A 23,997-nucleotide genomic window follows, 5' to 3' on the forward strand; every position below is an offset into this window, starting at 1 on the left:
ATGCCCGTGATCGCGCCATGGCCGGCCGCGCGCCCCGCACCCATGCCCGGACAGCGTGGGGACACTGACGACGCGATGGCAGCGGGCACCACAGTCGACCACCTCACCGAGACCTACCGCGCTCACTACAAGTCCCTGCTCGGACTCGCGGCCCTGCTTCTCGACGACACCGCCTCCTGCGAGGACGTGGTGCAGGAGGCCTTCATCCGGGTCCACTCCGCGCGCAAGCGCGTCCGCGACCCCGAGAAGACCCTCGCCTACCTCCGCCAGACCGTCGTCAACCTCTCCCGCTCCGCGCTGCGCCGCCGCATACTCGGACTGAAGCTCCTCTCCAAGCCGATGCCCGACATGGCGAGCGCCGAGGAGGGGGCGTACGAACAGCTCGAACGGGACCAGTTGATCCAGGCGATGCGTGGCCTCCAGCGGCGGCAGCGGGAGGTCCTCGTGCTGCGCTATTTCGCCGACATGACCGAGGTCCAGGTGGCCGAGACACTGGGCCTCTCCCTCGGCTCCGTGAAGGCGTACGGCTCGCGCGGCATAGCCGCCCTCCGTACCGCCATGGAGGCAGCCTCATGAGCGACGGCCTGAACGGGGGGCCGGGCGGCGGCAGCGGTGACGACCGCGCGAACGGCACGACCGGATTGAACGGGGACGGGGTCGACCCCGAGGAGCAGGCGCTGCGGCGTCTCCTCCAGGACAGCGTCCGCGACATCGAACCCTCCCCCGAATCCCTCGAAGCGCTCCAGCGCGCCGTGCCCGCGCGCCGCCAGCACCGGCGCCAGGCACTGGTCGGCGCGGTCGCCGCCGCGCTCGTCGCGGTCGTCGGCATCCCCGCGCTGCTCTACGGGGGCGTCGTCCCCGGCGTCGGCGACGACCGCCACCCGCTGACCGCCTCCAGCAGCCACGGCCAGACGCAGGGCCCCGGCGAGGGCTCCGAGTCCGGCGGCGGCAAGGAGGGCGAGCACCGCGGCAAGGACGGCGACAAGGGCGGCAAGGACAAGGAGGAGAAGGGCAAGGACAAGACCGACCCCTCCGAGCCGTCCGGCGGCAAGACGAGCGGCGGGGCCGACCCCAGCGACTCCCTCGTGGCCAGCGCGCCCACCTGCGGCCGCGAGCAGCTCGGCAACGGCTCGGCGCAGGCCGGTTCGCCCGACGGAGCCGGCAAGGTCTACGGCAGCTTCCGCGTCACCAACACCTCGGGCGACGCGTGCACGGTCGACGGCGAGGGCATGGTCGGCGCGTCCACGGAGGGGAACGCGCGCGCCCGTGTCCAGGTCGCCGTCCACACCGCGGGCGACCCGGCCACCGGACTGCCCGACCCCGCGGCCGAGAGCGACGAGCTGGTGCTGAAGCCGGGTGAGTCGTATCTCGTCCGCTTCGCCTGGGTGCCGACCCAGAGCGGGAGCTGCTCCAGCACCACGCCCTCGCCCGAGACCAGCCCCGACACCGGCACCGGCACAGACGCGGAGCCCACCGCGGGCGCCGAGACGAGCGGCGGCGGCGAGACCACCGGCGGCGGCGGTACGGACTCGGGCGGCGCGGGCACCGGCGGCGGCAGCGAGGGGCCCGGCGACGGTGGCGCGACGGGCGGCGAATCCGGCGGGGGTACGGGCGAGGAGCCCAAGGTCGTCATCAGCCATACTCCGGACGTCGGCGATCCTGCGGCGGCGGATGCCGTGGTCAACGGCGCCTGCGGCGGCACGGTCTACCGCACAGGCGTCCTCCCCGCGAAGTAGCTTGCCCTCTTCTCCTACGACACATCGGGGCTTGCCCCTGTTCCCTCAGGGGCGCGGGTCTGTGTTTGATGTGCGGCTCCGCCGCGTGGGCGCGACGGGTCACGACACATCGGGGCTTGCCCCTTCTCCCTAGGGGCGCGGGGAACTGCGCGACAAGCCACGACGCACTTGCAGTCCGCGATGCACAGTCCGGGGCTCCCCGGGCGCGGCCCCGTTGCGCGGGGCACCCGGAGTGGGGGGCTGCGCTTGCCAACCCTGCGCCTTGCGCAGACTTCCCAAGCGCTGTGGGGTGGAGGGAGAAGTGGGGGGAGCCCCCGTGCCGGGGGGTAGGGGGGCGGTCGTACCGTAGGGGTGTGTACCGGTTCCTGCTGACTCCACGCTGGTGGGGGATCAACATCTTCGCCGTGCTGGCGATCCCGGTCTGCCTGTTGATGGGAAGCTGGCAGCTCGGGCGGTTCGACGCCCGCGTCGACAATCACCGGGAGCAGCAGGACAACGCCTCGCGCGCCGCGCACGCGAAGGCCGAGCCGTTGGGCTCGTTGCTGCCGATCACGGAGAAGACGGCGGGGCGCACCGCGGAGGCGCGGGGGCGGTACGACACAGATCGCCCGCTGCTCGTCCCGGAGCGGACGCTGGACGGGAGCGGGAAATCCGGCTCTTACGTGCTGTCGTTGCTGCGGACCAGTGACGGGAAGGCGATTCCCGTCGTGCGGGGGTGGATGCCGGGGAAGCCGGATCCCGCCGACGTGCCGCCCATGCCGCGCGGCGAGGTCACCGTGAAGGGCGTGCTCCAGGCGTCGGAGTCGCAGGAGACCGCGGGGCCCGGGGCCTCGGGGGCGCTGCCCAAGGGGCAGCTCGGCTTCATCAGCGCGGCGGGCCTGGTGAACGTGGTGTCGTACGACGTGGAAGACGCCTGGCTCACGGTGCAGCACACCGAGAAGCCGCTGAGGCCGGTGCCGCCGGTCGCGCCCGACAACACCGGCCTCGACATGAAGGCCTTCCAGAACCTCGGCTACACCGCGGAGTGGTTCGTCTTCGCCGGGTTCGTGATCTTCATGTGGTTCCGGCTCTTCCGCCGCGAGCGGGAGATCGCCAAGGACGCCGCCCTCGGGCTCATTCCGGAGTCCCCTGAGTCGTCCCCGGAAGGTGACGAAGGGCGAAGTCGATCTCCAGCCGCACCTGTTTGACCCGCTCCTCCACGACGAGGGAGCCGTGCCCGGCGTCGTAGCGGTAGACCTCGTGGGGGTGGCCACGTTCCTTCAGCCGCTCGACGTAGTTCTCGACCTGCCGGATGGGGCAGCGGGGGTCGTTCACCCCGGCCGAGATGTAGACGGGCGCGCGGACCTTGTCGACGTACGTCAGCGGTGAGGACGCCTCGAAGCGCTCCGGGACCTCCTCGGGGGTGCCGCCGAGGAGGGTCCTGTCCATGGACTTCAGGGCCTCCATCTCGTCGTGGTACGCCGTGACGTAGTCCGCGACGGGCACGGCCGCGAGGCCGAGTGCCCACGCCTCCGGCTGGGTGCCGAGGCCGAGGAGGGTGAGGTAGCCGCCCCAGGAGCCGCCCGCCAGGACGAGCTTCTCCGGGTCGGCGAGGCCGGAGCCGACGGCCCATTCCCGTACGGCCTCGACGTCCTCCAGCTCGATCAGGCCCACGCGGTGCTTGAGCGCGTCGGTCCACTCGCGGCCGTACCCGGTCGAGCCGCGGTAGTTGACGCGGACGACCGCGAAGCCGTGGTCGACCCAGGCGGCGGGCTGGGCCGCGAAGGAGTCGGTGTCGTGGTGGGTCGGGCCGCCGTGCACCTCGAATACGGTCGGGAACGGACCCGGGCCCTCCGGCTTCTGGACCAGGGCGTGGATCGTGCCGCCCGGCCCCTCCACCCACGCGTCCTCGACGGCGACGGAGGCGGGCGCCTTCATGCCGGGCGGGTCCATGACGACCTCGCCCGTCGTCGAGAGCACGCGCGGCGGGCGCTCGGCGGAGGACCACAGGAACTCGACCGTGCCGTCCGGGCGGGCCGTCGCCGAGAGGACGGAGCCCGCGGGCGTCTCGATGCGGGAGAGGGTGCCCGTGGCGATCTCGTACCGCCACAGCTCGTCGCGGGCCTGGTGGCTGTGCGAGACGAGCAGGGCGCTGGCGTCCGGGTACCACTCGGCCTCGACGTCGCCCGGGAGGTCGAACGTCAGCTCGGTCGTGGTGCCCGCCACCGGGTCCCAGATCATCGGCTCCCAGCGGCCGTTGCGCTGGTGGCCGACGAGCAGCCGCTGGTCGCCGGAGACGGGCGCGAAGCCCAGCACCGACAGCCCCAGCTCCTTGGTGCCGCCCTCGCTGTCGTCCAGCTCGGCGACCGCCGTGCCGTCCCCGGCCCGTACGACGCGCAGCGCGGAGTGCATCGCGTCGCCGTGCTCGGTGTGCTCGATGACGAGCAGCGTCCCGTCGTGCGAAAGGTCGCCGACGCCGGCCGACTCGCGGTGCCGGTAGATCTCGCGGGAGCCGGGCTCGCCGGGCCGTACGACGTGGAGGGTCGAGCCGTCCTCGTCGGTGGAGCGGCCGATGACCGCCGTGCCGTCCCTGCCCAGCGCGAGCCCGGCCGGGTACGAGGCGGGCAGCTCCGCCACGGCCTCGTCCTCACCGCCGCCGAACGGCTGCCGCAGCCAGACGCCGAACTCGTCCCCGTCGGTGTCGGAGAACCACCAGATCCACTTCCCGTCCGGGGTCAGCGTGCCGTCGGTCGTCCCGTTCGGCCGGTCGGTGACCTGTCGCTGCTCGCCGTCCGTCCGGTCCCACGCGTACAGCTCGAACGTCCCCGTGGCGTTCGAGATGAACAGCGACCGTTCCGGCGCGTCCTCGGCCCACGAGGGCAGCGATACGCGCGCCGCCCGGAACCTCTTCTCCCAGTCGGGCATCCCCTGGCTCTGACCCAAGCTCTCACTCATGCGCCCATTGTGTCTCCACGGCGGATGAAGCGGAGGTGAGAATCTTCTCCTCTCCCGTTCCCGCGCGTGGCGGCGGCAGCAGACTGGCCGGATGACCTTGCGGAAGGCAGGCCTGATCGCTCTCGCGTTGAGCGCCCCCGTGGTCGGGGGGCTCCTCGTGGGGAGGTTCTGGATCGGCGACGGCGAGCCACCGAGTCTGGGCCCCGCCGTCGTCGTACGGGTCACGGACAGCAGCGCTCCCGCCTCCTCGTCCCCGTCCCCCTCCCCGTCCCCCTCCCCGTTCTCCTCGGCCGACCGGTCGCCCGGCGGCAGCCCTGTCACGACGCCCCCACCGCCCCGGGGTGGTGACGACGACACGGGCGACGAGGACGACGGGGACGAGAGCGACGACGGCGAGGGCGACGGCAGCGACGGCGAGGGCTGAGCGGTGCGCGGGCAGATCGGGCGGATGCCGAGCGCGCGCACCCGGATCGTCGGGTGGATGCTGCTGCTCGTCACCGCGGCCCTCGCCGTGCCCTCCGTCGGCATCACGGTGGTGTGGCAGGAGTCGGTCGACGACGAGCTGGACGCGCGGCTGTGCGGCGAGGCCGACAAGCTGCGCCGGTTCGCGCGCACGGCGCGTGAGCCGGACACCGGGAAGCAGTTCACGGAGGGGGCGGCGCTGCTGACCGCGTTCATGACCGTCCATCTGCCGAGCCGTGAGCAGACCTTCTTCAGCATCGTCGACGGCCGTGCCGACCGGCGCAGCCCGCACCGGGCACCCGCCCGCCTCGACCGCGACCCGGCGGTGGTGGCGCGGCTGTCCGAGGGCACGCGCACCAGGACGGGCTGGCTCGACTCCCCGGCGGGAAAGGTGCGGTACGGGGTCGTGCCCGTCCGGGTCGAGGGCGACCCGCACCGCGTCCGGCTGGTGATCCTGGAGTTCCGCGACCGGCAGATACGGGCGCAGCGCCGGGTCGCCGACCTGTTCCTGTACGCGGGCAGCGGCGGGCTCGTCCTCGCCGGGCTCGCGAGCTGGGTGGTGGCCGGGCGGGTCCTCGCGCCGATCCGGCTGGTGCGGCAGGCGGCCGCGCAGATCGGGGAGAGCGACCTGACGCGGCGCCTGGAGGTCACCGGAGCCGACGACGTGGCCGCGCTGGCGCGTACGTTCAACCACATGCTGGACCGGCTGGAGCGGGGGTTCACGGCGCAGCGGCGGTTCCTCGACGAGGTGGCGCACGAGCTGCGCACGCCGATCACCGTGGTCCGGGGGCATCTGGAGCTGATGGACGAGCGGCCGGAGGAACGGGCCGCGACGCGGGCCCTCGTCGTGGACGAGCTGGACCGCATGAGCCGCATCGTGGACGACCTGCTGCTGCTCGCCAAGGCCGAGCGCCCCGACTTCCTCACGCCCGGCCCGGTCAGCCTCACCGACCTGGTCGTCGACGTGGTCGCCAAGTCGCGGGCGCTGGGCGACCGTGACTGGCGGGTCGCCCATGTCGCGGAGGAGACGGTGCTGGTCGACGGGCAGCGGCTGACGCAGGCGCTGATGCAGCTCGCCGCCAACGCCGTGCGCCACACGCGGGACGGCGATCTGATCGAGACGGGCTCGCTGGTGCGCGACGGGCGGGTGCGGCTGTGGGTGCGGGACACCGGGCCCGGCGTCCCGACCGCGGAACGGGAGCGGGTCTTCGGCCGCTTCGCGCAGCTGGGCGGCGCGGTGCCGGCCGATCCGGCGCGCACCGGCATCGGGCTCGGTCTCGCGATCGTCATGGAGATCGCCCAGGCGCACGGCGGAGCGGCCTCGGTGGTGGAACCGGAGAGCGGCGGCGCGTGCTTCGTCATCGAGCTGCCCGCTCATTTCCCCTGGCATACGGGGTCTTGGCAGAGAGGACACCATGAATCGCATACTCATAGCGGAGGACGAGCCAAGGATCGCGGCCTTCGTCGAGAGAGGGCTGCAAAGCCATGGCTTCGCCACCGCCGTCGTCGGTGACGGGCTCACCGCCTACGAGCGGGCGCGGGGCGGCGACTGCGATCTGCTGATCCTGGACCTGGGGCTGCCGGTCAGTGACGGGTTCACGGTGCTGCGCAAGCTGCGGGAGGGGCGGATCACCCTTCCGGTGATCATCCTGACGGCCCGCGACACGGTGCCGGACATCGTCGCGGGGCTGGAGGGCGGCGCCGACGACTACGTCTCCAAGCCCTTCGCGTTCGAGGAGTTGCTCGCCCGGGTGCGGCTCCGGCTGCGGCGCGAAGTCGCCCCGGAGGCCACCGTGTTACGCGTCGGGGACCTCGCCCTCGACCTGCGGACGCGCCGGGCGCATGTGGACGGGCGGGTGGCCGAGCTGTCCTCGCGGGAGTTCGCGCTGGCCGAGGCGTTCCTGCGCAACCCCGACCAGGTGCTGACCCGCGAGCAGTTGCTGAGCCGGGTGTGGGGCTTCGACTACGACCCGGGGTCCAACATCGTGGACGTGTACGTGCGTTATCTGCGCCGCAAGGTCGGCACCGAGCGGGTCGAGACGGTGCGGGGGGTCGGCTACCGCCTTAAGGCAATGTGAAGGACTCGTGAGCACGGTCTCACTGCCGTCTCACGGGCAACTCACGCTCCTCCCACATGCTTCCGGGACCGGCATCCCCCCGGTGCCGGAGTCCCAGAGACCGGGAGAAGCAGCATGCACGCATTGCTCGAACGGGCACAGACCTTCAGGGACCGGATCGTCCCCCACCGGGAGCGCTTCAGCCGGTTCGCCGCCGGCCAGCGGCCCTCGACCCTCTTCGTCACGTGCTCGGACTCACGCGTCGTCCCCACGCTGATCACCGCGGCGGAGCCGGGCGAGCTGTTCGAACTGCGGAACGCGGGCAACATCGTGCCGCCATACCAGACGGAGACGGGCTCGGGCGAGGCCGCGACCGTCGAGTACGCGGTGGAGGTGCTCGGCGTCGGCGACATCGTCGTCTGCGGGCACTCGCACTGCGGCGCCGTGGGCGCGCTGGTCAGGGCCGAGGACCTGACCGCGCTGCCCTGCGTGGCGAACTGGGTGGCGCTCGCGCAGCCCTCGCTCGGCCCGCTGCTCGCCGACGCCACGGCCGCGGGCACCTCGCCGGGGTCGGGAGCTCCGGCGGGGGCGCCGCCCGAGGACCCCGCGCTCTCCGCGTTCGTACGGCGTCATGTGGCGGCCCAGCTGGAGACGCTGCGCGGCTATCCGTCGATCGCGCACCGGCTCGCGGCGGGCCGGCTGCGGCTGCACGGCTGGTTCTACCGGGTGGACACCGGTGAGGTGCGGGAGCTCGCACCTGGCGACCGGTGAACCGCGGGCGAACGAGAGGATCACTGTGCCGACCATGCCGACCATGCCGACCAGGGGAAAGACCACCGCACGTCATGCCCGCAGAGCGCCCGTGGCGCCTGGCGGCGGTGTCGTCGTCAACGACTCCGTCGCGTCCCTCGTCGTCTTCCTCGTCGCGCTCCCGCTGTGCATCGGGGTCGCCGCGGCGTCCGGAGTGCCGGTCTCCCTCGGCATCATCTCCGGGATCATCGGCGGCCTGGTCGTCGGGCTGCTGCCCGGCAGCAGCCTCCAGGTCAGCGGCCCCGCGGCCGGACTCGCCGCGCTGGTCCTGGAGTTCGTGACCACCCACGGCGTGGGCATGCTCGGTCCCGTCGTGCTCGCGGCGGGGCTCGTCCAGATCGCCCTCGGGCTGCTGCGGATGGGCCGCGTCTTCCAGTCCATCTCCGTCTCGGTCGTCCAGGGGATGCTCGCGGGCATCGGACTGCCGCTGATCCTCAGCCAGAGCTACGCGCTGATGGACGCCGAGCAGCACGGTTCGGCCCTGGAGAACCTCTCCGGCCTGCCCGCGCTGCTGGGCGACACCTTCGCCGATCCCGGCATGGCCCGCGCCCTGGCGCTCGGTGTGCTGAGCCTGGCGGTCTGCTTCCTGTGGAAGAAGGTCCCCGGACCGCCGGGGAAGGTACCGGCGCCGCTGGTCGCCGTCGTGCTCGGCGCCGCCGTCGCGGCCCTGCCCGGCTTCGACGTCCGGCGCGTGGTCGTCGGCGATCTGCTGGGGGCCGTGGACATGCCGGGCCCGTCCGAGTTCTCCGGGCTCGCCGACCCCGCGGTGCTGGGCATGGTCGTCACCTTCGCCGTGATCGCGTCGGCGGAGAGCCTGTTCAGCGCCGCGGCCGTGGACCGTATGCACACCGGCCCGCGGACCGAGTACAACAAGGAGCTGTTCGCGCAGGGCGTCGGCAACTCCCTGTGCGGCCTGGCGGGCGCGCTGCCGATGACGGCGGTCATCGCCCGCAGCTCCGCCAACGTCCAGGCGGGCGCGAAGACGAAGATCTCCCGGGTGCTGCACGGCGGCTGGCTGCTCGGCTTCGGGCTCCTGCTGCCCGGGCTCCTCGGGCTCATCCCCGTCACAGTGCTCGCCGGGATCCTGGTCCATGCGGGGTGGAAGCTCTTCGACCCCGCCGCGTTCCCGAAGATGTGGCGCACCGACCGCGGCGAGGGCGTCGTCATGATCGTCACGACGCTCGCCATCATCGTGGCGAACCTGCTGGAGGGCGTGCTCGCGGGCCTCGCCGTCGCGATCGTCCTCTCCGCGCTGCGCATGTCGCGCGTCACGGTCCGTACGGAGACGGAGACGGAGACGGAGACGGAGACGGGCGACGGTGCCGCCACGCGGTTGGTCCTCGGCGGCAACATGACGTTCCTGCGGCTGCCCCGGCTGAGCGAGGCGCTGGAGTCGGTCGCGGACCATGCGCGAGTGTGCGTGGACCTCACCGGCGTCCACCATCTCGACCTCGCCTGCCGCAGCCGGGTCGAGGAGTGGGCGGAGCAGCGGAGGAAGGCGGGCGCGGAGGAGACGCGGGTGCTGCTGCCCGGCGAGGAGACGGATCCGGTGCCGGAGCGCGGTCCGGATCCGGAGTTCGATCCGGTGCGGGACACGGCGGAGTTCGAGGCCGTGCCGCAGTACGCGAACGCGTACGCCCCCGCGTACCACGGCTCGCCCCCGTACACGCCGCCGCCACCGGTGGCCGGTGCCGCCGCGCACTGGACCCCGGAGGACGAGCGGGCGGCGTACGCGTACGGGGAGGGGACGTACCGATGAGGTGGACCCGCCCCCGGCACGTACCGGCGCTCCGGCACCGGGCGCGCGCGGGGCGCCCTCCCGACGACGCGCTCTTCCTCCTGCTGCGGTCCATGCACCGGTTCCTCACGGCGCCGCAGCCGGAGGAGCCGAGGACACGGGCGGAGGACTGACCCCCGACCGCCGCCCGTGCGCGGGCCCCTCCCCTTCCGCCGGGGGAGGGGCCTGTCGCTCCGGGTCCGTCACCCCGGTCCGTCACTCCGGTCCGTCACTTCTCCACTTCGGCGAAGCGGTAGTAGGCGAGCGGGATCACTCCGAGTGCGACGAAGAAGCCGAGCGTGCTCGACCACAGCACGCTGGTGTTCACCAGGCTGTGGAGGAATCCCACCGCGACCCCGGCCGAGACGCCCCAGGCCGCGGCGCGTGTCTCGTCGGGGAGCCGCCGTGCCTGGTGGCGCAGGACGTGGAAGAGCACGGCGACGACCGCACCGGCCACGACGGCGAGGAGGATCTCGCCGCCGGTGGCCGGTTCGCCCTTGCGCTGGATGGCCAGCGCCCACAGGCCGTAGACGAGGCCGACCAGGACCGGGCCCATGAGCGCGGGCATCCCGGTCCGCGGGCGACGCGCGTGCGCGGAGGCGTGCGCGGAGGAGTGTGCGGGTGCGTGTACGTGTGCGTGTGCCATGGGGCTGCCTCGCGATCCCCGCCCCTCGCCCCCCTCAGGCTCTCCTCCCAGTGCACCTCCGTACCGGGCGCATGGCAACTCAGCCCGCGAGGAAGCGGAGCAGGTCCGCTTCGAACTCCTCCTCGAAGGCCCCGCTCAGCCCGTGCGGCGCCCCGGGGTAGATCTTCAGGTCGGCGTCCTTGACCAGGACCGCGGTCTTCCGGGCCGAGGCGGCGACGGGCACGATCTGGTCGTCGTCGCCGTGCGCGACGAAGAGGGGGACGTCGATCCGGCGCAGGTCCTCGGTGAAGTCGGTCTCGGAGAACTGCCGTACGCAGTCGTACGCCGCCTTCAGCCCGCACGCCATGCTCTGCTGCCAGAACGCGTGGCGGAGGCCCTGCGAGACGGTGGAGCCCGGCCGGTTGGCGCCGAAGAAGCTCTCGGAGAGGTCGAGGTAGAACTGCGAACGGTCGCGCAGCAGCCCTTCCCGCAGCCCGTCGAAGATCTCGACCGGGGTGCCCTCCTGGTTGATCTCCGTGCGCAGCATCAGCGGCGGTACGGCGCCCAGCAGTACGGCCTTGGAGACCCGGTCCGTGCCGTGCCTGCCCATGTAACGGGTGATCTCGCCGCCGCCCGTGGAGTGGCCGACGAGGACGGCGTTCCGCAGGCCGAGGGTGTCGATCAGCTCGGCGAGGTCGTCGGCGTAGGTGTTCATGTCGTTGCCGTGCCAGGGCTGCCCGGAGCGGCCGTGGCCGCGCCGGTCGTGGACGACGGCGCGGTAGCCGTGCTCGGCGACGAGCCGGGCCTGCCGGTCCCACGCGTCGGCGTTGAGCGGCCAGCCGTGGCTGAGGACGACGGGGCGCGCGTCGCGCTCGCCCCAGTCCTTGAAGAAGATCTCGGTCCCGTCGGAGGTCGTGAAGTGGTTCACGGTGTCGTGTTCCCTTCTGCCGGTCCGGTCTCCGCCGGTCCGGCCGGGTCGGGGGGTACGTGACGGCGTACGAACGCGAGCGTGGCGTCGGCGACGTCCTTCCAGCCGCTGTCGACGACGAGGGAGTGGCCGCGCCCCGGCATCTCGGTGATCTCGGTGACGCCCGCGTTCCGCCGCTGCCGCCGGTGGGCGGCGTGGGCGAGCGCCCAGGGGATGGAGGTGTCCTTCTCGCCGGCGAGGATCAGCAGCGGTCCCCGGTCGGGGTTGCGGGTGTCGACCCGCAGCTCGGTCCGGGGGTTGAGGTTCGCCCCCGCCTGCTGGAAGAGCGGGACGCCGGAGGCGGGCACGGCGAAGGTGTCGTACAGGGCGCGGGCCTCGTCGTCGCTCACCGCGTTCGCGAAGGCGTAGCGGAACTGCGGGAACGTCAGCGGCACGGCCCGCCGCCTGTTGAACGGGCTGCCCAGCACCGGCATGGACGCGCGCAGTGAGGAGAGCGGCACCGTCAGCACCCCGCGGAACGGCTCCGGGCCGATCGCGACCGTGGCCGCCGACAGCCCGCGCCCGGCGAGGATCTGGACGAGCAGCCCGCCGAAGTTGTGCCCCACGAGCGCGGGCTTCCGCTCCAGCCGCCCGACCATCCCCGCCAGATGCTCCGTGGCCTGGCCCACGCTCTTGCGCGCGAACACCTCCGGCTTCGCCCGCGCCTCCCGTACGGTCTCCGGCTCGTCCGGCCACGTCAGCGGGACGGGCGCGTACCCCGCCGCCTCGACGTGCGCGGCCCAGGGCGCCCAGCTCCCCGTGAGCAGCCAGAGCCCGTGCACGAACACGATCGGGGTGCGGCCCGACTCGTTGGCTTGCTCGATCGCCTGTACGTCTTTGGAGGACATGTCACGACGCTAGGACGGTCAAGCCCGGCCCGTAATCGGTCAGTTGCGGCGCGTTGTGCGCTGCGCGCGGCGTACGGGAGTCACGCGCGCCGTCTCCGCGCTCAGCGGGACGGCGTGGTCAGCCGGGGCACCCGGGTCAGCAGCTCCGCGAGCCGCGCCGCCGGGGTGCCGCCGCCCTGGGCCAGGTCGGGGGAGCCGCCGCCGCGGCCGTCGAGCAGTCGTTTGACCAGGGCGTCCGCCGCGAGTCCGGCCTCGCGGGCGGCCCGGTTGACGGCGATCACCACGACAGCGCGCTCCCCGGTGGGCACCCCGACCGCGGCCACGCCCGGGGCGCGCGCGGGCAGCCGGTCGCGTACGGCCGTCGCGAGCGCGCGGGCCTCGTCCGTGCCGCCGCCCTCCTCGGCGGTCGCGGTCACCGTGACGACGCCGTCCACCGGTTCGGCCGCGCGGGCGAGCGCGGCGGCGCGCTCCTCGGTGGCCCGCTGCCGCAGCCGCTGGTTCTCGCGGTCGGCGGTCCTGAGGCGGTCGAGCAGCCCCGCGATCCGGTCCGGGAGTTCGGCGCGCGGCGCCTGGAGCTGCTCGGCGATCCGGGTCACCAGGTCGCGTTCGCGCGCCAGGTAGCCGAAGCCCTCGACGCCGACGGCCGCCTCCAGGCGGCGCATGCCCGCGCCGACCGAGGACTCGGAGGTGAGCGCCACGGTGCCGATCTGGGAGGCGTGTCCGACGTGCGTGCCGCCGCACAGTTCGCGCGACCAGGCGCCGCCGATCTCCACGACCCGCACCTGCTCGCCGTACGTCTCGTCGAACAGCGCCAGCGCGCCCAGCTCCTTCGCCTCCGGCAGCGTCATCCACCGCACGCCGACCGGCAGATCGCGGCGCAGCGCGCGGTTCGCGGCCTCCTCGACCTCGGAGCGCACCGTCGCGGAGAGCGCGCCGCGCCAGGGGAAGTCCAGGCGGAGATACCCGGGCCGGTTGTACGAGCCGGACTGCAGCGCCGTCGGGCCCAGGACCTCGCGCAGCGCGGCGTGCAGCACGTGCGTGCCGGAGTGCGCCTGGCGCGCGCCGAGCCGCCACTCGGGGTCGACGGCGGCGTGCAGCGTCTCGCCGGGGGCGAGGGAGCCCGCCGTGATCCGGATCCGGTGCGCCACCAGCCCCGGCAACGGCCGCTGCACGTCCAGGACCTCGGCCTCCACGGAGGCGCCCGAGAGCGTGCCCGTGTCGCTCTCCTGCCCGCCGGACTCGGCGTAGAAGGGCGTACGGTCCAGCACCGCCGTCACGATCTCGCCCTCCCGCGCCGCCGGTACGGGCCCCTCGGCGCCCAGCAGCGCCAGCACCCGGGACTCGGTCGTCAGCGCCTCCCAGGCCCGCCAGTCCGTCGGCCCGTTCGCGTCCAGCACCGCGCGGAGGGCCGAAGTGTCGCCCGTACCGCCCGACTTACGGGCCCGCGCGTCGGCCCGTGCCCGTTCCCGCTGCTCCCGCATCAGCGCGGCGAAGCCCTCGCGGTCGACCTCGACGCCCTGCTCGGCGGCCATCTCCAGGGTGAGGTCGAGCGGGAAGCCGTAGGTGTCGTGCAGCAGGAACGCCTGGGCGCCCGGCAGTTGGCGCGCGCCCTCCTCCCTGACGCGCGCGACGGCCGTGTCCAGCACGGTCGTGCCCTGCCGCAGCGTCGCCCGGAACGCGTCCTCCTCCGCCCCGGCCCGCGCCGCGATCCGCTCGTACGCCTCGGCGACCTCCGGGTAGCTGGGCGCCATGCAGTCCCGCGCGACGGCCAGCAGTTCGACGAGCGCGGGTTCCTCGTGGCCGAGCTGGCGCATCGAACGGACCGCGCGGCGCAGGATGCGGCGCAGCACATAGCCCCGGCCCTCGTTGCCGGGCGCGGTGCCGTCGGCGAGCAGCATCAGGGCCGTACGGACGTGGTCGGCGACGACCCGCAGGCGGACGTCCGCCTGCTCCTCGTCCCCGTACCGCACCCCGGCGAGCGCGGCGGCGCGGTCCAGGACCGGGCGGGTCTCGTCGATCTCGTACAGGTTGTCGACGCCCTGCAGCAGGGTCGCCATCCGCTCCAGACCCATGCCGGTGTCGATGTTGCGGCGCGGCAGGTCGCCGAGGATCGGATAGCCGGACTTGCCGGTGCCCTCGCCGCGCTCGTACTGCATGAAGACGAGGTTCCAGAACTCCATGTACCGCTCCTCGTCCACGGCCGGGCCGCCCGCGCGGCCGTACGCCGGGCCCCGGTCGTAGTACAGCTCGGAGCACGGCCCGCACGGGCCCGGAACGCCCATCGACCAGAAGTTGTCCTCGTCGCCGCGCGCCACGATCCGCTCGTCCGGCAGCTGGGCGATCCGCCGCCACAGGGCGCGGGCCTCGTCGTCGCTGTGGTGGACGGTGACCCAGATCCGGGCCGGGTCCAGCCCGTACCCGCCCTCGGCGACGGGCGTGGTGGAGAGCTCCCAGGCGAAGCTGACGGCCTCCTCCTTGAAGTAGTCCCCGAAGGAGAAGTTCCCGTTCATCTGGAAGAACGAGCCGTGCCGCGTCGTCCTGCCGACCTCCTCGATGTCGAGGGTCCGCACACACTTCTGCACACTCGCGGCCCGCGCCCAGGGCGGCGCCGCCTCGCCGGTCAGGTACGGCTTGAACGGCACCATCCCCGCGTTGACGAACAGCAACGTCGGATCGGGCGTCGGGAGAGGAGCGCTGGGCACGACCGTGTGCCCACGCGCGGCGAAGAAGTCGAGGAAACGCTGACGGATTTCGGCGGTACGCATAGGAGAGGCTCCGGATTGTTGAAACCTAGGGGCGCGGGGAACTGCGCGAGCAACTACGAAGCACTCGCAGTCTGGAACGCACGGCCAGGGGCAGCCTCTGTCCAGCCCCGAGGCTGCAACGCCGCGCGCTCCAGCGGTGCGGAGGGATCCACGGCGAGGTCCAGCGGCGCGGGCTCGGCCCCCGCTCGTACGAGCAGGTCGCCGACGGCGGCGATCATCGCGCCGTTGTCCGTGCACAGCCGCAGCGGCGGCACCCGGAGCTCGATCCCCGAGGCCGCGCACCGCTCCTCGGCGAGGGACCGCACCCGCGAGTTCGCGGCGACCCCGCCGACCACGACCAGCGTGCCCACCCCATGGGCCCGGCAGGCGGCGACGGCCTTGCGGGTCAGCACATCGGCGACGGCCTCCTGCAGCGACGCGGCCCCGTCCGCGACGGGGAGCTCCGCGCCCCCGTACGACTCGGCCCAGCGCGCAGCCGCCGTCTTCAGCCCGGAGAAGGAGAAGGCGTACGGATCGTCGCGCGGCCCGGTGAGGGGACGCGGGAAGGCGACGGCACGCGGATCCCCGTCCCGCGCCGCGCGGTCGATCGCAGGCCCACCCGGATACGGCAGCCCGAACACCCGCGCGACCTTGTCGAAGCACTCGCCCGCCGCGTCGTCCAGCGTGTCCCCGAGGTGGACGACGGGCTCGCGCGCGAGGTCCCGTACGAGCAGGAGCGAGGTGTGGCCGCCCGAGACGATGAGCACGACGCAGGGGTCGGGCAGCGGCCCGTGCGCGAGGGTGTCGGCCGCGACGTGCCCGGCGAGATGGTGCACCCCGTACAGCGGCACGCCCAGCCCGAACGCCAGCCCCTTCGCGCCCGCGAGCCCCACCTGCAGCGCGCCCGCGAGCCCGGGCCCGCTCGTCACGGCGACCGCGCCGATGTCGGAGAGCTCCAGCCCCGCCTGGTCCAGCGCACGCCGGACGACGGGATGGAGCGCGTGCACATGCGCGCGGGCCGCGATCTCGGGGACGACGCCGCCGAAGCGCGCGTGCTCGTCCATGCTCGACGCGACCGCGTGCCCGAGCAGCCGCCCGTCCCGCACGAGCCCCGCGCCCGTCTCGTCGCAGGACGACTCGATCCCGAGCACCACGGGAGAGCCCACGGTGTCCCCTTTCTGCGTGTGCCTCGCTGTTGCAAGCTATGTGCAATAAAGGGTACGACGACGGGCCCCCGGACCGCCCCCAGTAGAGTGCGCCCCTGTGACCTCCGAGAACCGTGCCTTCCGCGTGACCGTCGTCGGCATCGGCGCCGACGGGTGGGAGGGCGTTCCGGACGTCTCGCGCGCGGCGCTCCGCGACGCCGAGGTCCTCATCGGCGGCCCGCGCCAGCTCGACCTGCTCCCCGAGGACGAGTGCGGGGGCGAGCGCCTCGCCTGGCCCGCGCCGTTGCGCCCCGCCGTCCCCGGGCTGCTCGCCGCGCACGCCGGGCGCCGTATCGCCGTACTGGCCAGCGGCGACCCCCTCTTCTACGGGATCGGCCGCGCCCTCGCCGAGGAGTGCGGGCCCGGCGCGCTGCGCGTACTGCCGCACCCGTCCTCCGTCTCGTACGCCTGCGCCCGGCTCGGCTGGCCGCTGGAGGACACCGAGGTCGTCACGCTCGTCGGCCGCCCCGTGGCCCGGCTCGCCGCCGCGCTGCACGACGGGCGGCGGCTGCTCGTGCTCAGCGCGGGCGCCGGGACGCCCGCCGAGGTCGCGGAGCTGCTGCGCGACCGGGGCTTCGGACCGAGCCGCGTCCGGGTCCTCGAACAGCTCGGCGGCCCGCGCGAGCGGACGTACGAGGGGGGCGCGGCGGACGACTGGACGGCGCCGCCCGGCGATCCCGATCCCCTCAACGTCGTCGCCGTCGAGTGCCGCCGCGCCCCCGGATCGCTCCGCCTCGGCGCCGTGCCGGGCCTGCCCGACGAGGCGTACGCGCACGACGGACAGCTCACCAAGCGCCACGTACGGGCCGCCACCCTCGCCGCGCTCGCGCCCGCGCCCGGCGAACTCCTCTGGGACATCGGCGGCGGCTCCGGCTCCATCGCCGTCGAGTGGATGCGCACGCACCCCTCCTGCCGCGCCGTGAGCGTGGAGCGCGACCCCGAGCGGGCCGCGCGCATCGACGCCAACGCGGAGCGCCTCGGCGTACCGGGGCTCAGGATCGTCGCGGGCGAGGCCCCGCGCGCCCTCGCCGGGCTCCCCGCGCCCCACGCGGTCTTCATCGGCGGGGGCCTCACCGCGCCCGGGCTGCTCGACGCCTGCTGGGACGCGCTGCCGCCGGGCGGCCGTCTCGTCGCCAACACCGTGACCCTGGAGTCCGAGGCCCTCCTCGCCGAGCGCCGCCTGCGCCACGGCGGCGAACTGGTGCGGCTCGCCGTCGCGCACGCCGTCCCCGTGGGAGGCTTCACCGGCTGGCGCCAGGCGATGCCGGTCACGCAGTGGTCCGTCACCAAGCTGGGAGATGCCAGATGACCGTGTACTTCATCGGCGCGGGACCTGGCGCCGCCGACCTGATCACGCTGCGCGGCGCCCGTACGCTCGCCGCCTGCCAGGTCTGCCTGTACGCGGGCAGCCTCGTCCCCGAGGAGATGCTCGCCGAGTGCCCGGACGGGGCCCGGCTGGTGGACACCGCGCGGCTCACCCTTGACGAGATCACCGCCGAACTGGTCACCGCGCACGAGGCGGGCCATGACGTGGCCCGCCTCCACTCGGGCGACCCGTCCGTCTACAGCGCGGTCGCCGAGCAGATGCGGCGGCTCGACGCGGCGGGCGTGCCGTACGAGATCGTGCCGGGCGTCCCCGCGTTCGCCGCGGCGGCGGCCTCGCTGAAGCGGGAGCTGACCGTGCCGACGGTCGGCCAGACCGTCATCCTCACGCGCGTCGCGCACCAGGCCACGGCCATGCCGGAGGGCGAGGACCTCGCCACACTGGGGCGGAGCGGTGCGCTGCTGGTCCTGCACCTGGCTGCGCGCCACGTGGACCGTGTGGTGGAGGAGCTGACGCCCCACTACGGTGCGGACTGCCCGGCGGCGGTCGTCGCCTACGCGAGCCGCGAGAACGAGCTCGTCCTCCGCGGCACCCTCGGTGACATCGCCGCGCAGGTGGCCGACTCCGGTGTGCTGCGCACGGCGGTCATCCTGGTCGGCCGCACCTTGACCGCGAGCGAGTTCTCCGACAGCTACCTCTACTCCGCGGGGCGTGACCGTACCGAGGGCTAAGAGGCTGCCCCTGGCGCTGCGATGCCGGGCGCGGGCGCGCCGTGGCCGCTCGCGCAGTTCCCCGCGCCCCTTACGGGGCACCTCGTGCTGCGCACGTTCGCGCCCGCAGTCCGCGGAGTGCCGTACGGGGCAGCCCTTACTCGGCCCTACTCGGTGCTGGTCTCGACCGCTGTTGCGATGCCGTCCAGGAGGCGGTTGAGGCCGAAGGTGAAGTCCGGGTCGGTGGCGGGGTCGTCGTAGGCGTCGTCCGGGGCCGCCTCGAAGATGCCTGAGGTCAGGAGCTGGGCGGTCTGGGGGTAGCGCTCGGGGGTGATGAGGCGGGCGAGGGTTCGGGCGTAGGCCCGTTCGCTCTCGGCCTGGCCCATGCCCGAGTCGCTGAGGCCCTGTTCCTGCTCCTCGGCGAGGAGGGAGGCCTGGCGGACGTAGCCGCTGAGCAGGGTCATCGAGCCGACCTTGGCGGCCCAGTCGAGGGCCGTACCGCTCAGTGCGCCCAGCCCCGCCTCCAGCCAGGCGACCTCGTACGGGCCCAGCGGGGGCCCGGCGACGGGGAGGCGGGCGAGCCAGGGCCGCCGGTGGGTGAGCAGGCGGTAGGCGACGGCCCAGGCGTGCAGCCCCTCGCGCCAGTCCCCGGCGCCGAGCGCGGGCGGCTCGCCCAGCGCGAGGTCCCGCATCAGGACGAGGAGCTCGTCCTTGGAGCCGACGTGCCGGTAGAGGGACATCGGGGAGACGCCCAGCTCTTTGGCGATCTTCGGCAGGGTCGCGCCCTGCAGCCCGTCCCGGTCGGCCAGCTCGACGCCCGTACGCACCACGCGCTCGGTGTCGAGCGCGGCGGGGCGGCCCAGGCCCGAGGACGAGGCGCGGAGCCTCCAGAGCCGGGCGAGCTCGGCCGGTGCGTCCTCCTGGTCGGCCGGCATGGACGCTCCTTCCGTTCCTCGGGGTTCTTTCGGGGCATCATCCCGCACGGAGTTAGTGTATGAGATATAGATTATGGCTTACGCTAATGACTCACGCACCGATGGTTCCGGCAGAAAGAGGTTCAGGTGACAGCCCTCACCCATGCCCACGGCACGAACCCGACCGCGCGCGGCCCCGTGCGCAGGGCGGAACGGGCCCTCGCCCCCGATCTGGCCCGCGGCTCGATGCTGCTGCTCATAGCCCTGGCGAACGCCGCGGTCGCCGTCTTCGGCAACCAGCCGGGCGCCGAGGCGTCCCCGCACGGCTGGGAACGCCCGTTCAACCTGCTGATGTTCGTCTTCGTGCACGCCCGCGCGTACCCGATGTTCGCCGTGATGTTCGGCTACGGGCTGGTGCAGCTCGCCCGGCGGCAGGACGCGTCGGGCGCGGGGTCGGGCGCGGCCCGCTCGGTACTCGTACGGCGCAACGCCTGGCTGGTCGTCTTCGGCCTGGTCCACGCCGCGCTGCTCAACTTCGGTGACTTCCTGGGCGCCTACGGCATCGTCGGCATCGTCTTCACCCTGGTCCTGCTGCGGCGGGGCGAGAAGGTGCAGCGGATGGTGCTGTGGCTGTGGGCCGCGATGACCGTGTACCCCCTCGCGCTGGGCGCCGTCGCCCTCCACCGCGCCCTGAACGGCGGCCCGGGCTCCGCGCCCGCCCCCGCCGTCGGGGTCGACTCGCTCACCGCGCCCGACTACCTCACGTCCATCGGCGACCGGCTCACCGAGTGGCCGGTGCACACGCTGACCGTCCTGCCGTTCATCATCATCGTCTGGCTCGGCGCGTGGGCCGCGCGCCGGGGCGTGCTGGAGGACCCCGCGCGCCACCGGAAGCTCCTCGTCCGCACCGCCGTCGCCGGTCTCGGCATCGCCTTCGCGGGCGGCGTCCCGCTCGGCCTCGTCAGCGCGGGCTTCCTGCACGCGGACCAGGCCGCGGTGGACGCGTTCACGCTCCTGTACGAGGTCAGCGGCCAGTTCGGCGGCCCCGGCTACGTCGCGCTCTTCGGCCTCCTCGCCCTCCGTCTGTCGCGGGGACGCCGCTCCTCGCGCGAGCGGCCCGTCGTGGGGGCGCTGGCCGCGCTGGGCCAGCGCTCGCTGAGCGGCTACCTCTTCCAGTCCCTCGTCTGGGTGGTGGTCCTCTCCCCGTACGCCCTCGACCTCGGCGGACGTACCGGCAGCCCGACGCTCGCCGCCGCCGTGACGGCCGTACTGGCGTGGCTGGCGACGGTGCTCGGAGCCGCGTCCCTGCAGCGCCGCTCGCTGCCGGGCCCCGCCGAGAAGGTGCTGCGGCGGCTGACGTACGGGCCGAGGAAGGGGTGACGTGCTAGTGCCGCAAGGGTGGCGGAGGCGACGGGGCGGTCGTGGCGTAGCGGGTGGTGATCGTGCGGGCCGCTTCCTGGACGGTTCGCGACTGCTCGTCCTCGGTGATCGACCACGTGCCGTGCATGAGGCGCGGCCAGAAGATCGCGGACGCGATCATCCCGAGAAACTGTGCGGACACCAGGTCCGGATCGTCGATGTCGGCGCTTCCCGCCGCGTGCGTTTCCCGCAGGTAGCGCCCCAGCGCCTCCAGCACGGGCAGCGTGCCGAAGTCGAAGGTCCGCTCGCGCAGTTCGGGGAACTTGGGCGATTCGGCGATCACGGTGCGCATCAGGGCGACCATGTGAGGACGAGTCAGTAGTTCCGCGTACGCGCGACCGAGCGCCACCAGGCCCGCGTGGAGGTCTCCGGCCGGGAGGTCGACGGGCTCCGGAGCGGGCGACCCGCCCGCCGCGAGCACCGTTGCCTCGAACAGCTCGGCCTTGGTCGGGAACTGCTTGAAGAGGGTCGCCCTGGACACCCCCGCGCGCTCGGCGACGCGGGCCAGCGGCGTGCGGTCGTACCCCGAGTCCAGGAACAGCCGCGTGGCCGCGGCGAGGATCGACTCACGGTTCGTCGCGGCCATCGCGCGGTGGTAGGAGGAGTGTCCGCGTGTCATGCGCCCAGTGTCCCATAGAGGTAAGTCCATTGACTCACCCCTACGTGTGTGCGTACGTTGCTATAGGTGAGTTGCTCGACTCACCTCTACGGGTGAGGAGCACACCATGGCCAAAGTGATCGTCCACTCCACCGTCACTCTCGACGGATTCATGGCGGAGGCGGACGGCGGGGTCGACTGGATGTTCGGCCGGCCTTCCGCTCCCGAGGACTACGCCGTCGTCGAGAAGGTCATGAGCAGAATCGGTGCCGTGGTCGGAGGGGCGAACAAGACCCGGACCATCGAGGACGGCGAGATCCCCTACGGCGGCATGCTGAAGGTGCCGGTCTACCTCATGACCCACAGCGCCCATGAGCCGGTCGAACGCGACGGCGTCACGTACACCTTCGTGGTCGACGACATCGAGGCGGCGGTCGAGATGGCATCGGAGGCGGCCGGTGACGGATGGGTCAGCCTGCTCGGCGGAAGCATCTCGCGGCAGTGCCTCCGGCTCGGGCTCGTCGACGAGCTTCACCTCGACGTCGCGCCGGTCCTGCTCGGCGAGGGCATCTCGCTGTTCGCGGGCCTGGGGCAGCGCGTCGAGCTGGAACGTCTCGACACTTCAGCCTTCGCCAGCGAGACCCATCTTCGCTATCGCGTCCTCCGCTAGCCAGCGCGGAGAACCGCCACCCCGTCACCTCGACCGCCGTTGCGGTACCCGAGCCTGGACCGTGGTTGCCCCTCGTCTCAGGGCGGGGCAGGGGCTGCCCCGCGCCCCTGGAGGGCACTTCTCGGAGCGCCCGTCAGCGAAGCGCCCCGTCAGGGGCGCGGGGAACTGCGCGACAAGCCACGACGACGGCTGCAGCCTGCAAGGCAGGGCACGGGGCAGCCTCTGCCCAGCCCCGAGACGAGGGGCAACCACGGTCCGCCGGACGCGGCCTAGCGCAGCGCGCTGCGGCCCACCACCGTGCCCGCCCTGTCGATGCAGATCACGTCGACCGCCACCGGGGCCCCTCGCAGCACCGCAAGAGCCTCGTCGCGGGCCGTCTCCGCGACGAGGTCCCCCAGTGGGACGCCCGCGGCGGCGCAGAGCTGGAGGGCCGCGAGGCCCGTGTTGGCGACGGCAACCTCGGCGGCGAGGGCCTCGTCCGCGCCGCCGCGCCGGGCCAGCTCGGCGAGGAATCCCTTGTCGACCTGGGAGCGGGCCGAGTGGAGGTCGAGGTGGCCCGCCGCCAGCTTCGACAGCTTGGCGAAGCCCCCGCAGACCGTGAGGCGGTCCACCGGGTGGCGGCGTACGTACTTGAGGACGGCGCCCGCGAAGTCCCCCATGTCGAGCAGCGCGTCCTCGGGCAGGCCGTACTCGGCGACGACGGTCTTCTCCGACGTCGACCCCGTGCAGCCCGCGACATGCGTACGCCCGGCCGCGCGCGCGACGTCCACGCCGCGCCGGATCGAGTCGATCCACGCGGAGCACGAGTAGGGGACGACGATCCCCGTCGTCCCGAGGATCGAGAGTCCGCCGAGGATGCCGAGCCGTCCGTTCCACGTGGAACGCGCGATCTCCTCGCCGTGGTCGACGGAGACCGTGATCTCGACGTCGGCCCCGTCACGGCCGCGCCCGTACGCCCGTGCCACCCCGGCCACGTGCTCGCGCATCATCTCCCTCGGCACCGGGTTGATCGCGGGCTCCCCGACGTCGAGGGGGAGCCCCGCGCGCGTGACCGTGCCCACGCCGGGGCCGGCGCGGAAGACGACGCCGGAGCCGGGCGGCAGCGCCCGTACGGTCGAGCGGACGAGCGCGCCGTGCGTGACGTCCGGGTCGTCGCCCGCGTCCTTCACGATCCCGGCCATGGCGTACGTCCCGTCCGGCGCGAGCTCCTCCGCCGCCAGCGCGAAGGCCGGGGTCTGGCCCTTGGGCAGGGTGATCGTGACGGGGTCGGGGAAGTCTCCCGCGAGCAGCGCCGTGTACGCGGCGGTCGTCGCGGCCGTCGCGCAGGCGCCGGTCGTCCACCCGGGGCGCAGACCGGTGTGCTTGAGTTGGGCGCCGCGCCCGCCCTTGGCCGCGTCCGTCTCACTCACCAGGGAAACCGATCGCCGTGCACGTACTGATACTCGGAGGAACGACCGAGGCCCGCCGCGTCGCCGAGCTGCTGCACCCCGAGCCGGGCGTCCGCCTCACCAGCTCGCTCGCGGGCCGCGTCGCCAGCCCGCGCCTGCCGCCCGGCGAGGTGCGCGTCGGCGGCTTCGGCGGGGCCGAGGGGCTGGCCGGGTGGCTGCGCGAGCAGCACGTGGACGCGCTCATCGACGCCACCCATCCTTTCGCCGGGACGATCAGTTTCCACGCGGCGGAGGCCGCCGCCATGGCACATGTTCCCCTGCTGGCGCTGCGCCGCCCCGGCTGGGTGCCGGGCGAGGGCGACGACTGGCACGACGTCGGCTCCCTGGAGGAGGCCGCACGGGTGCTCCCGATGCTGGGACACCGGGTCTTCCTGACGACGGGCCGCATGGGCCTCGCCGCCTTCGCCGACCTGGAGACCCCGTGGTTCCTGATGCGGTCCGTCGACCCACCCGAGGGCCCGTGTCCGCCGCGCATGGAGGTGCTGCTGGACCGGGGGCCGTTCACGCTGGAGGGCGAGCGGGAGGTGCTGCGGCGGCACCGTATCGATGTGGTGGTGACGAAGGACAGCGGCGGCACGGCCACCGCGCCCAAGCTGGCGGCGGCGCGTGAGGCGGTGCTGCCGGTGGTGGTGGTGCGGCGGCCCGCTGCGCCGGAGGGCGTACCGGTGGTCACGGGGCCGGAGGCGGCGGCCGAGTGGGTCGGTGCGCGTCTGCGCTGACCCGGGCGCCGGGTGTCGTGCGGCCGGGGG

General features: G+C 73.6%; 23 protein-coding genes. 14 read left to right on the forward strand and 9 right to left on the reverse strand.

The window, feature by feature from the left end:
• The 3 genes from ACGF3A_RS11535 to ACGF3A_RS11545 all read left to right on the forward strand — a co-directional run bounded on the left by ACGF3A_RS11535 (position 1) and on the right by ACGF3A_RS11545 (position 2,923).
• The gene (locus ACGF3A_RS11535) at positions 1-576 is read left to right on the forward strand and encodes a SigE family RNA polymerase sigma factor (RefSeq protein ID WP_393729098.1); all 576 of its coding nucleotides are present in this window, start codon (positions 1-3) and stop codon (positions 574-576) included.
• Entirely contained in the window at positions 573-1,736 is a 1,164-nt protein-coding gene (locus ACGF3A_RS11540; protein WP_393728313.1) for a DUF4232 domain-containing protein, read from the forward strand. Before ACGF3A_RS11535 ends, ACGF3A_RS11540 begins: the two co-directional genes overlap by 4 nt.
• Positions 1,737-2,089: 353 nt before the next feature.
• Entirely contained in the window at positions 2,090-2,923 is an 834-nt protein-coding gene (locus ACGF3A_RS11545) for an SURF1 family protein (protein ID WP_393728315.1), read from the forward strand.
• Here ACGF3A_RS11545 and ACGF3A_RS11550 read toward each other — a convergent pair.
• Complete coding sequence (locus ACGF3A_RS11550) at positions 2,850-4,670, reverse strand: prolyl oligopeptidase family serine peptidase (RefSeq protein ID WP_393728317.1); 1,821 nt, start codon at positions 4,668-4,670, stop codon at positions 2,850-2,852. The genes ACGF3A_RS11545 and ACGF3A_RS11550 overlap by 74 nt on opposite strands.
• Positions 4,671-4,761: 91 nt before the next feature.
• Here ACGF3A_RS11550 and ACGF3A_RS11555 point away from each other — a divergent pair, with 91 nt between their 5' ends.
• The 6 genes from ACGF3A_RS11555 (at position 4,762) to ACGF3A_RS11580 (ending at position 9,910) form a co-directional block, all read left to right on the forward strand.
• Positions 4,762-5,094, forward strand: a complete 333-nt coding sequence (locus ACGF3A_RS11555) for a hypothetical protein (protein ID WP_393728319.1) — start codon at positions 4,762-4,764, stop codon at positions 5,092-5,094.
• Positions 5,095-5,151: 57 nt separating this feature from the next.
• The gene (locus ACGF3A_RS11560) at positions 5,152-6,645 is read left to right on the forward strand and encodes a sensor histidine kinase (RefSeq protein ID WP_393729100.1); all 1,494 of its coding nucleotides are present in this window, start codon (positions 5,152-5,154) and stop codon (positions 6,643-6,645) included.
• Positions 6,548-7,210, forward strand: a complete 663-nt coding sequence (locus tag ACGF3A_RS11565; RefSeq protein WP_393728321.1) for a response regulator transcription factor — start codon at positions 6,548-6,550, stop codon at positions 7,208-7,210. The genes ACGF3A_RS11560 and ACGF3A_RS11565 overlap by 98 nt, the downstream gene beginning before the upstream one ends.
• Positions 7,211-7,324: 114 nt before the next feature.
• Positions 7,325-7,960 (forward strand): carbonic anhydrase, encoded by a 636-nt coding sequence (locus ACGF3A_RS11570; protein WP_393728323.1) that lies wholly within the window; start codon positions 7,325-7,327, stop codon positions 7,958-7,960.
• Positions 7,961-8,003: 43 nt separating this feature from the next.
• Positions 8,004-9,758, forward strand: coding sequence for a SulP family inorganic anion transporter (locus ACGF3A_RS11575; protein WP_393728325.1), 1,755 nt, complete (start codon positions 8,004-8,006; stop codon positions 9,756-9,758).
• Positions 9,755-9,910: a hypothetical protein gene (locus ACGF3A_RS11580; protein WP_393728327.1), complete on the forward strand. Its 156-nt coding sequence runs from the start codon at positions 9,755-9,757 to the stop codon at positions 9,908-9,910. The genes ACGF3A_RS11575 and ACGF3A_RS11580 overlap by 4 nt, the downstream gene beginning before the upstream one ends.
• A gap of 95 nt (positions 9,911-10,005) precedes the next feature.
• Here the strand turns inward: ACGF3A_RS11580 and ACGF3A_RS11585 are convergent, their stop codons facing one another.
• The 5 genes from ACGF3A_RS11585 to tsaD all read right to left on the reverse strand — a co-directional run bounded on the left by ACGF3A_RS11585 (position 10,006) and on the right by tsaD (position 16,126).
• Positions 10,006-10,422, reverse strand: a complete 417-nt coding sequence (locus ACGF3A_RS11585; RefSeq protein WP_393728329.1) for a hypothetical protein — start codon at positions 10,420-10,422, stop codon at positions 10,006-10,008.
• Positions 10,423-10,501: 79 nt separating this feature from the next.
• A complete protein-coding gene (locus ACGF3A_RS11590; RefSeq protein WP_393728331.1) occupies positions 10,502-11,329 on the reverse strand; it encodes an alpha/beta fold hydrolase in 828 nt (275 codons plus the stop codon).
• On the reverse strand, positions 11,326-12,216 hold the full coding sequence (locus ACGF3A_RS11595; RefSeq protein WP_393728333.1) for an alpha/beta hydrolase: 891 nt from the start codon (positions 12,214-12,216) through the stop codon (positions 11,326-11,328). Before ACGF3A_RS11595 ends, ACGF3A_RS11590 begins: the two co-directional genes overlap by 4 nt.
• Before the next feature lie 101 nt (positions 12,217-12,317).
• Positions 12,318-14,981, reverse strand: coding sequence for an alanine--tRNA ligase (gene alaS / locus ACGF3A_RS11600; RefSeq protein WP_393728335.1), 2,664 nt, complete (start codon positions 14,979-14,981; stop codon positions 12,318-12,320).
• Positions 14,982-15,034: 53 nt separating this feature from the next.
• Positions 15,035-16,126 carry a tRNA (adenosine(37)-N6)-threonylcarbamoyltransferase complex transferase subunit TsaD gene (gene tsaD / locus ACGF3A_RS11605; RefSeq protein WP_393728336.1) on the reverse strand — a complete coding sequence of 364 codons (1,092 nt, stop codon included), beginning with the start codon at positions 16,124-16,126 and terminating at the stop codon, positions 15,035-15,037.
• A 97-nt stretch (positions 16,127-16,223) separates the two neighbouring features.
• Here tsaD and cbiE point away from each other — a divergent pair, with 97 nt between their 5' ends.
• Positions 16,224-17,474 (forward strand): precorrin-6y C5,15-methyltransferase (decarboxylating) subunit CbiE, encoded by a 1,251-nt coding sequence (gene cbiE, locus ACGF3A_RS11610; RefSeq protein WP_393728338.1) that lies wholly within the window; start codon positions 16,224-16,226, stop codon positions 17,472-17,474.
• Positions 17,471-18,220, forward strand: a complete 750-nt coding sequence (cobM, locus tag ACGF3A_RS11615; RefSeq protein ID WP_393728340.1) for a precorrin-4 C(11)-methyltransferase — start codon at positions 17,471-17,473, stop codon at positions 18,218-18,220. Before cbiE ends, cobM begins: the two co-directional genes overlap by 4 nt.
• Positions 18,221-18,366: 146 nt before the next feature.
• On the opposite strand, the gene ACGF3A_RS11620 is transcribed toward cobM, so the two are convergent.
• Positions 18,367-19,134 carry a TetR/AcrR family transcriptional regulator gene (locus ACGF3A_RS11620; RefSeq protein ID WP_393728342.1) on the reverse strand — a complete coding sequence of 256 codons (768 nt, stop codon included), beginning with the start codon at positions 19,132-19,134 and terminating at the stop codon, positions 18,367-18,369.
• A 126-nt stretch (positions 19,135-19,260) separates the two neighbouring features.
• Between ACGF3A_RS11620 and ACGF3A_RS11625 the strand changes: the two genes are divergently transcribed.
• Positions 19,261-20,493 carry a DUF418 domain-containing protein gene (locus ACGF3A_RS11625; RefSeq protein WP_393728344.1) on the forward strand — a complete coding sequence of 411 codons (1,233 nt, stop codon included), beginning with the start codon at positions 19,261-19,263 and terminating at the stop codon, positions 20,491-20,493.
• A 4-nt stretch (positions 20,494-20,497) separates the two neighbouring features.
• Here the strand turns inward: ACGF3A_RS11625 and ACGF3A_RS11630 are convergent, their stop codons facing one another.
• A complete protein-coding gene (locus ACGF3A_RS11630) occupies positions 20,498-21,151 on the reverse strand; it encodes a TetR/AcrR family transcriptional regulator (protein ID WP_393728346.1) in 654 nt (217 codons plus the stop codon).
• A 106-nt stretch (positions 21,152-21,257) separates the two neighbouring features.
• On the opposite strand from ACGF3A_RS11630, the gene ACGF3A_RS11635 reads away from it, so the two are divergent.
• A complete protein-coding gene (locus ACGF3A_RS11635) occupies positions 21,258-21,800 on the forward strand; it encodes a dihydrofolate reductase family protein (protein ID WP_393728348.1) in 543 nt (180 codons plus the stop codon).
• A gap of 269 nt (positions 21,801-22,069) precedes the next feature.
• On the opposite strand, the gene ACGF3A_RS11640 is transcribed toward ACGF3A_RS11635, so the two are convergent.
• Complete coding sequence (locus ACGF3A_RS11640; protein ID WP_393728350.1) at positions 22,070-23,209, reverse strand: cobalt-precorrin-5B (C(1))-methyltransferase; 1,140 nt, start codon at positions 23,207-23,209, stop codon at positions 22,070-22,072.
• Positions 23,210-23,226: 17 nt separating this feature from the next.
• On the opposite strand from ACGF3A_RS11640, the gene ACGF3A_RS11645 reads away from it, so the two are divergent.
• On the forward strand, positions 23,227-23,967 hold the full coding sequence (locus tag ACGF3A_RS11645) for a cobalt-precorrin-6A reductase (protein WP_393728352.1): 741 nt from the start codon (positions 23,227-23,229) through the stop codon (positions 23,965-23,967).
• Positions 23,968-23,997: the final 30 nt, after the last annotated feature.

It is taken from the genome of Streptomyces sp. NPDC048172, from assembly GCF_043202595.1.
In the GTDB taxonomy this organism is placed as follows: Bacteria; Actinomycetota; Actinomycetes; order Streptomycetales; family Streptomycetaceae; genus Streptomyces.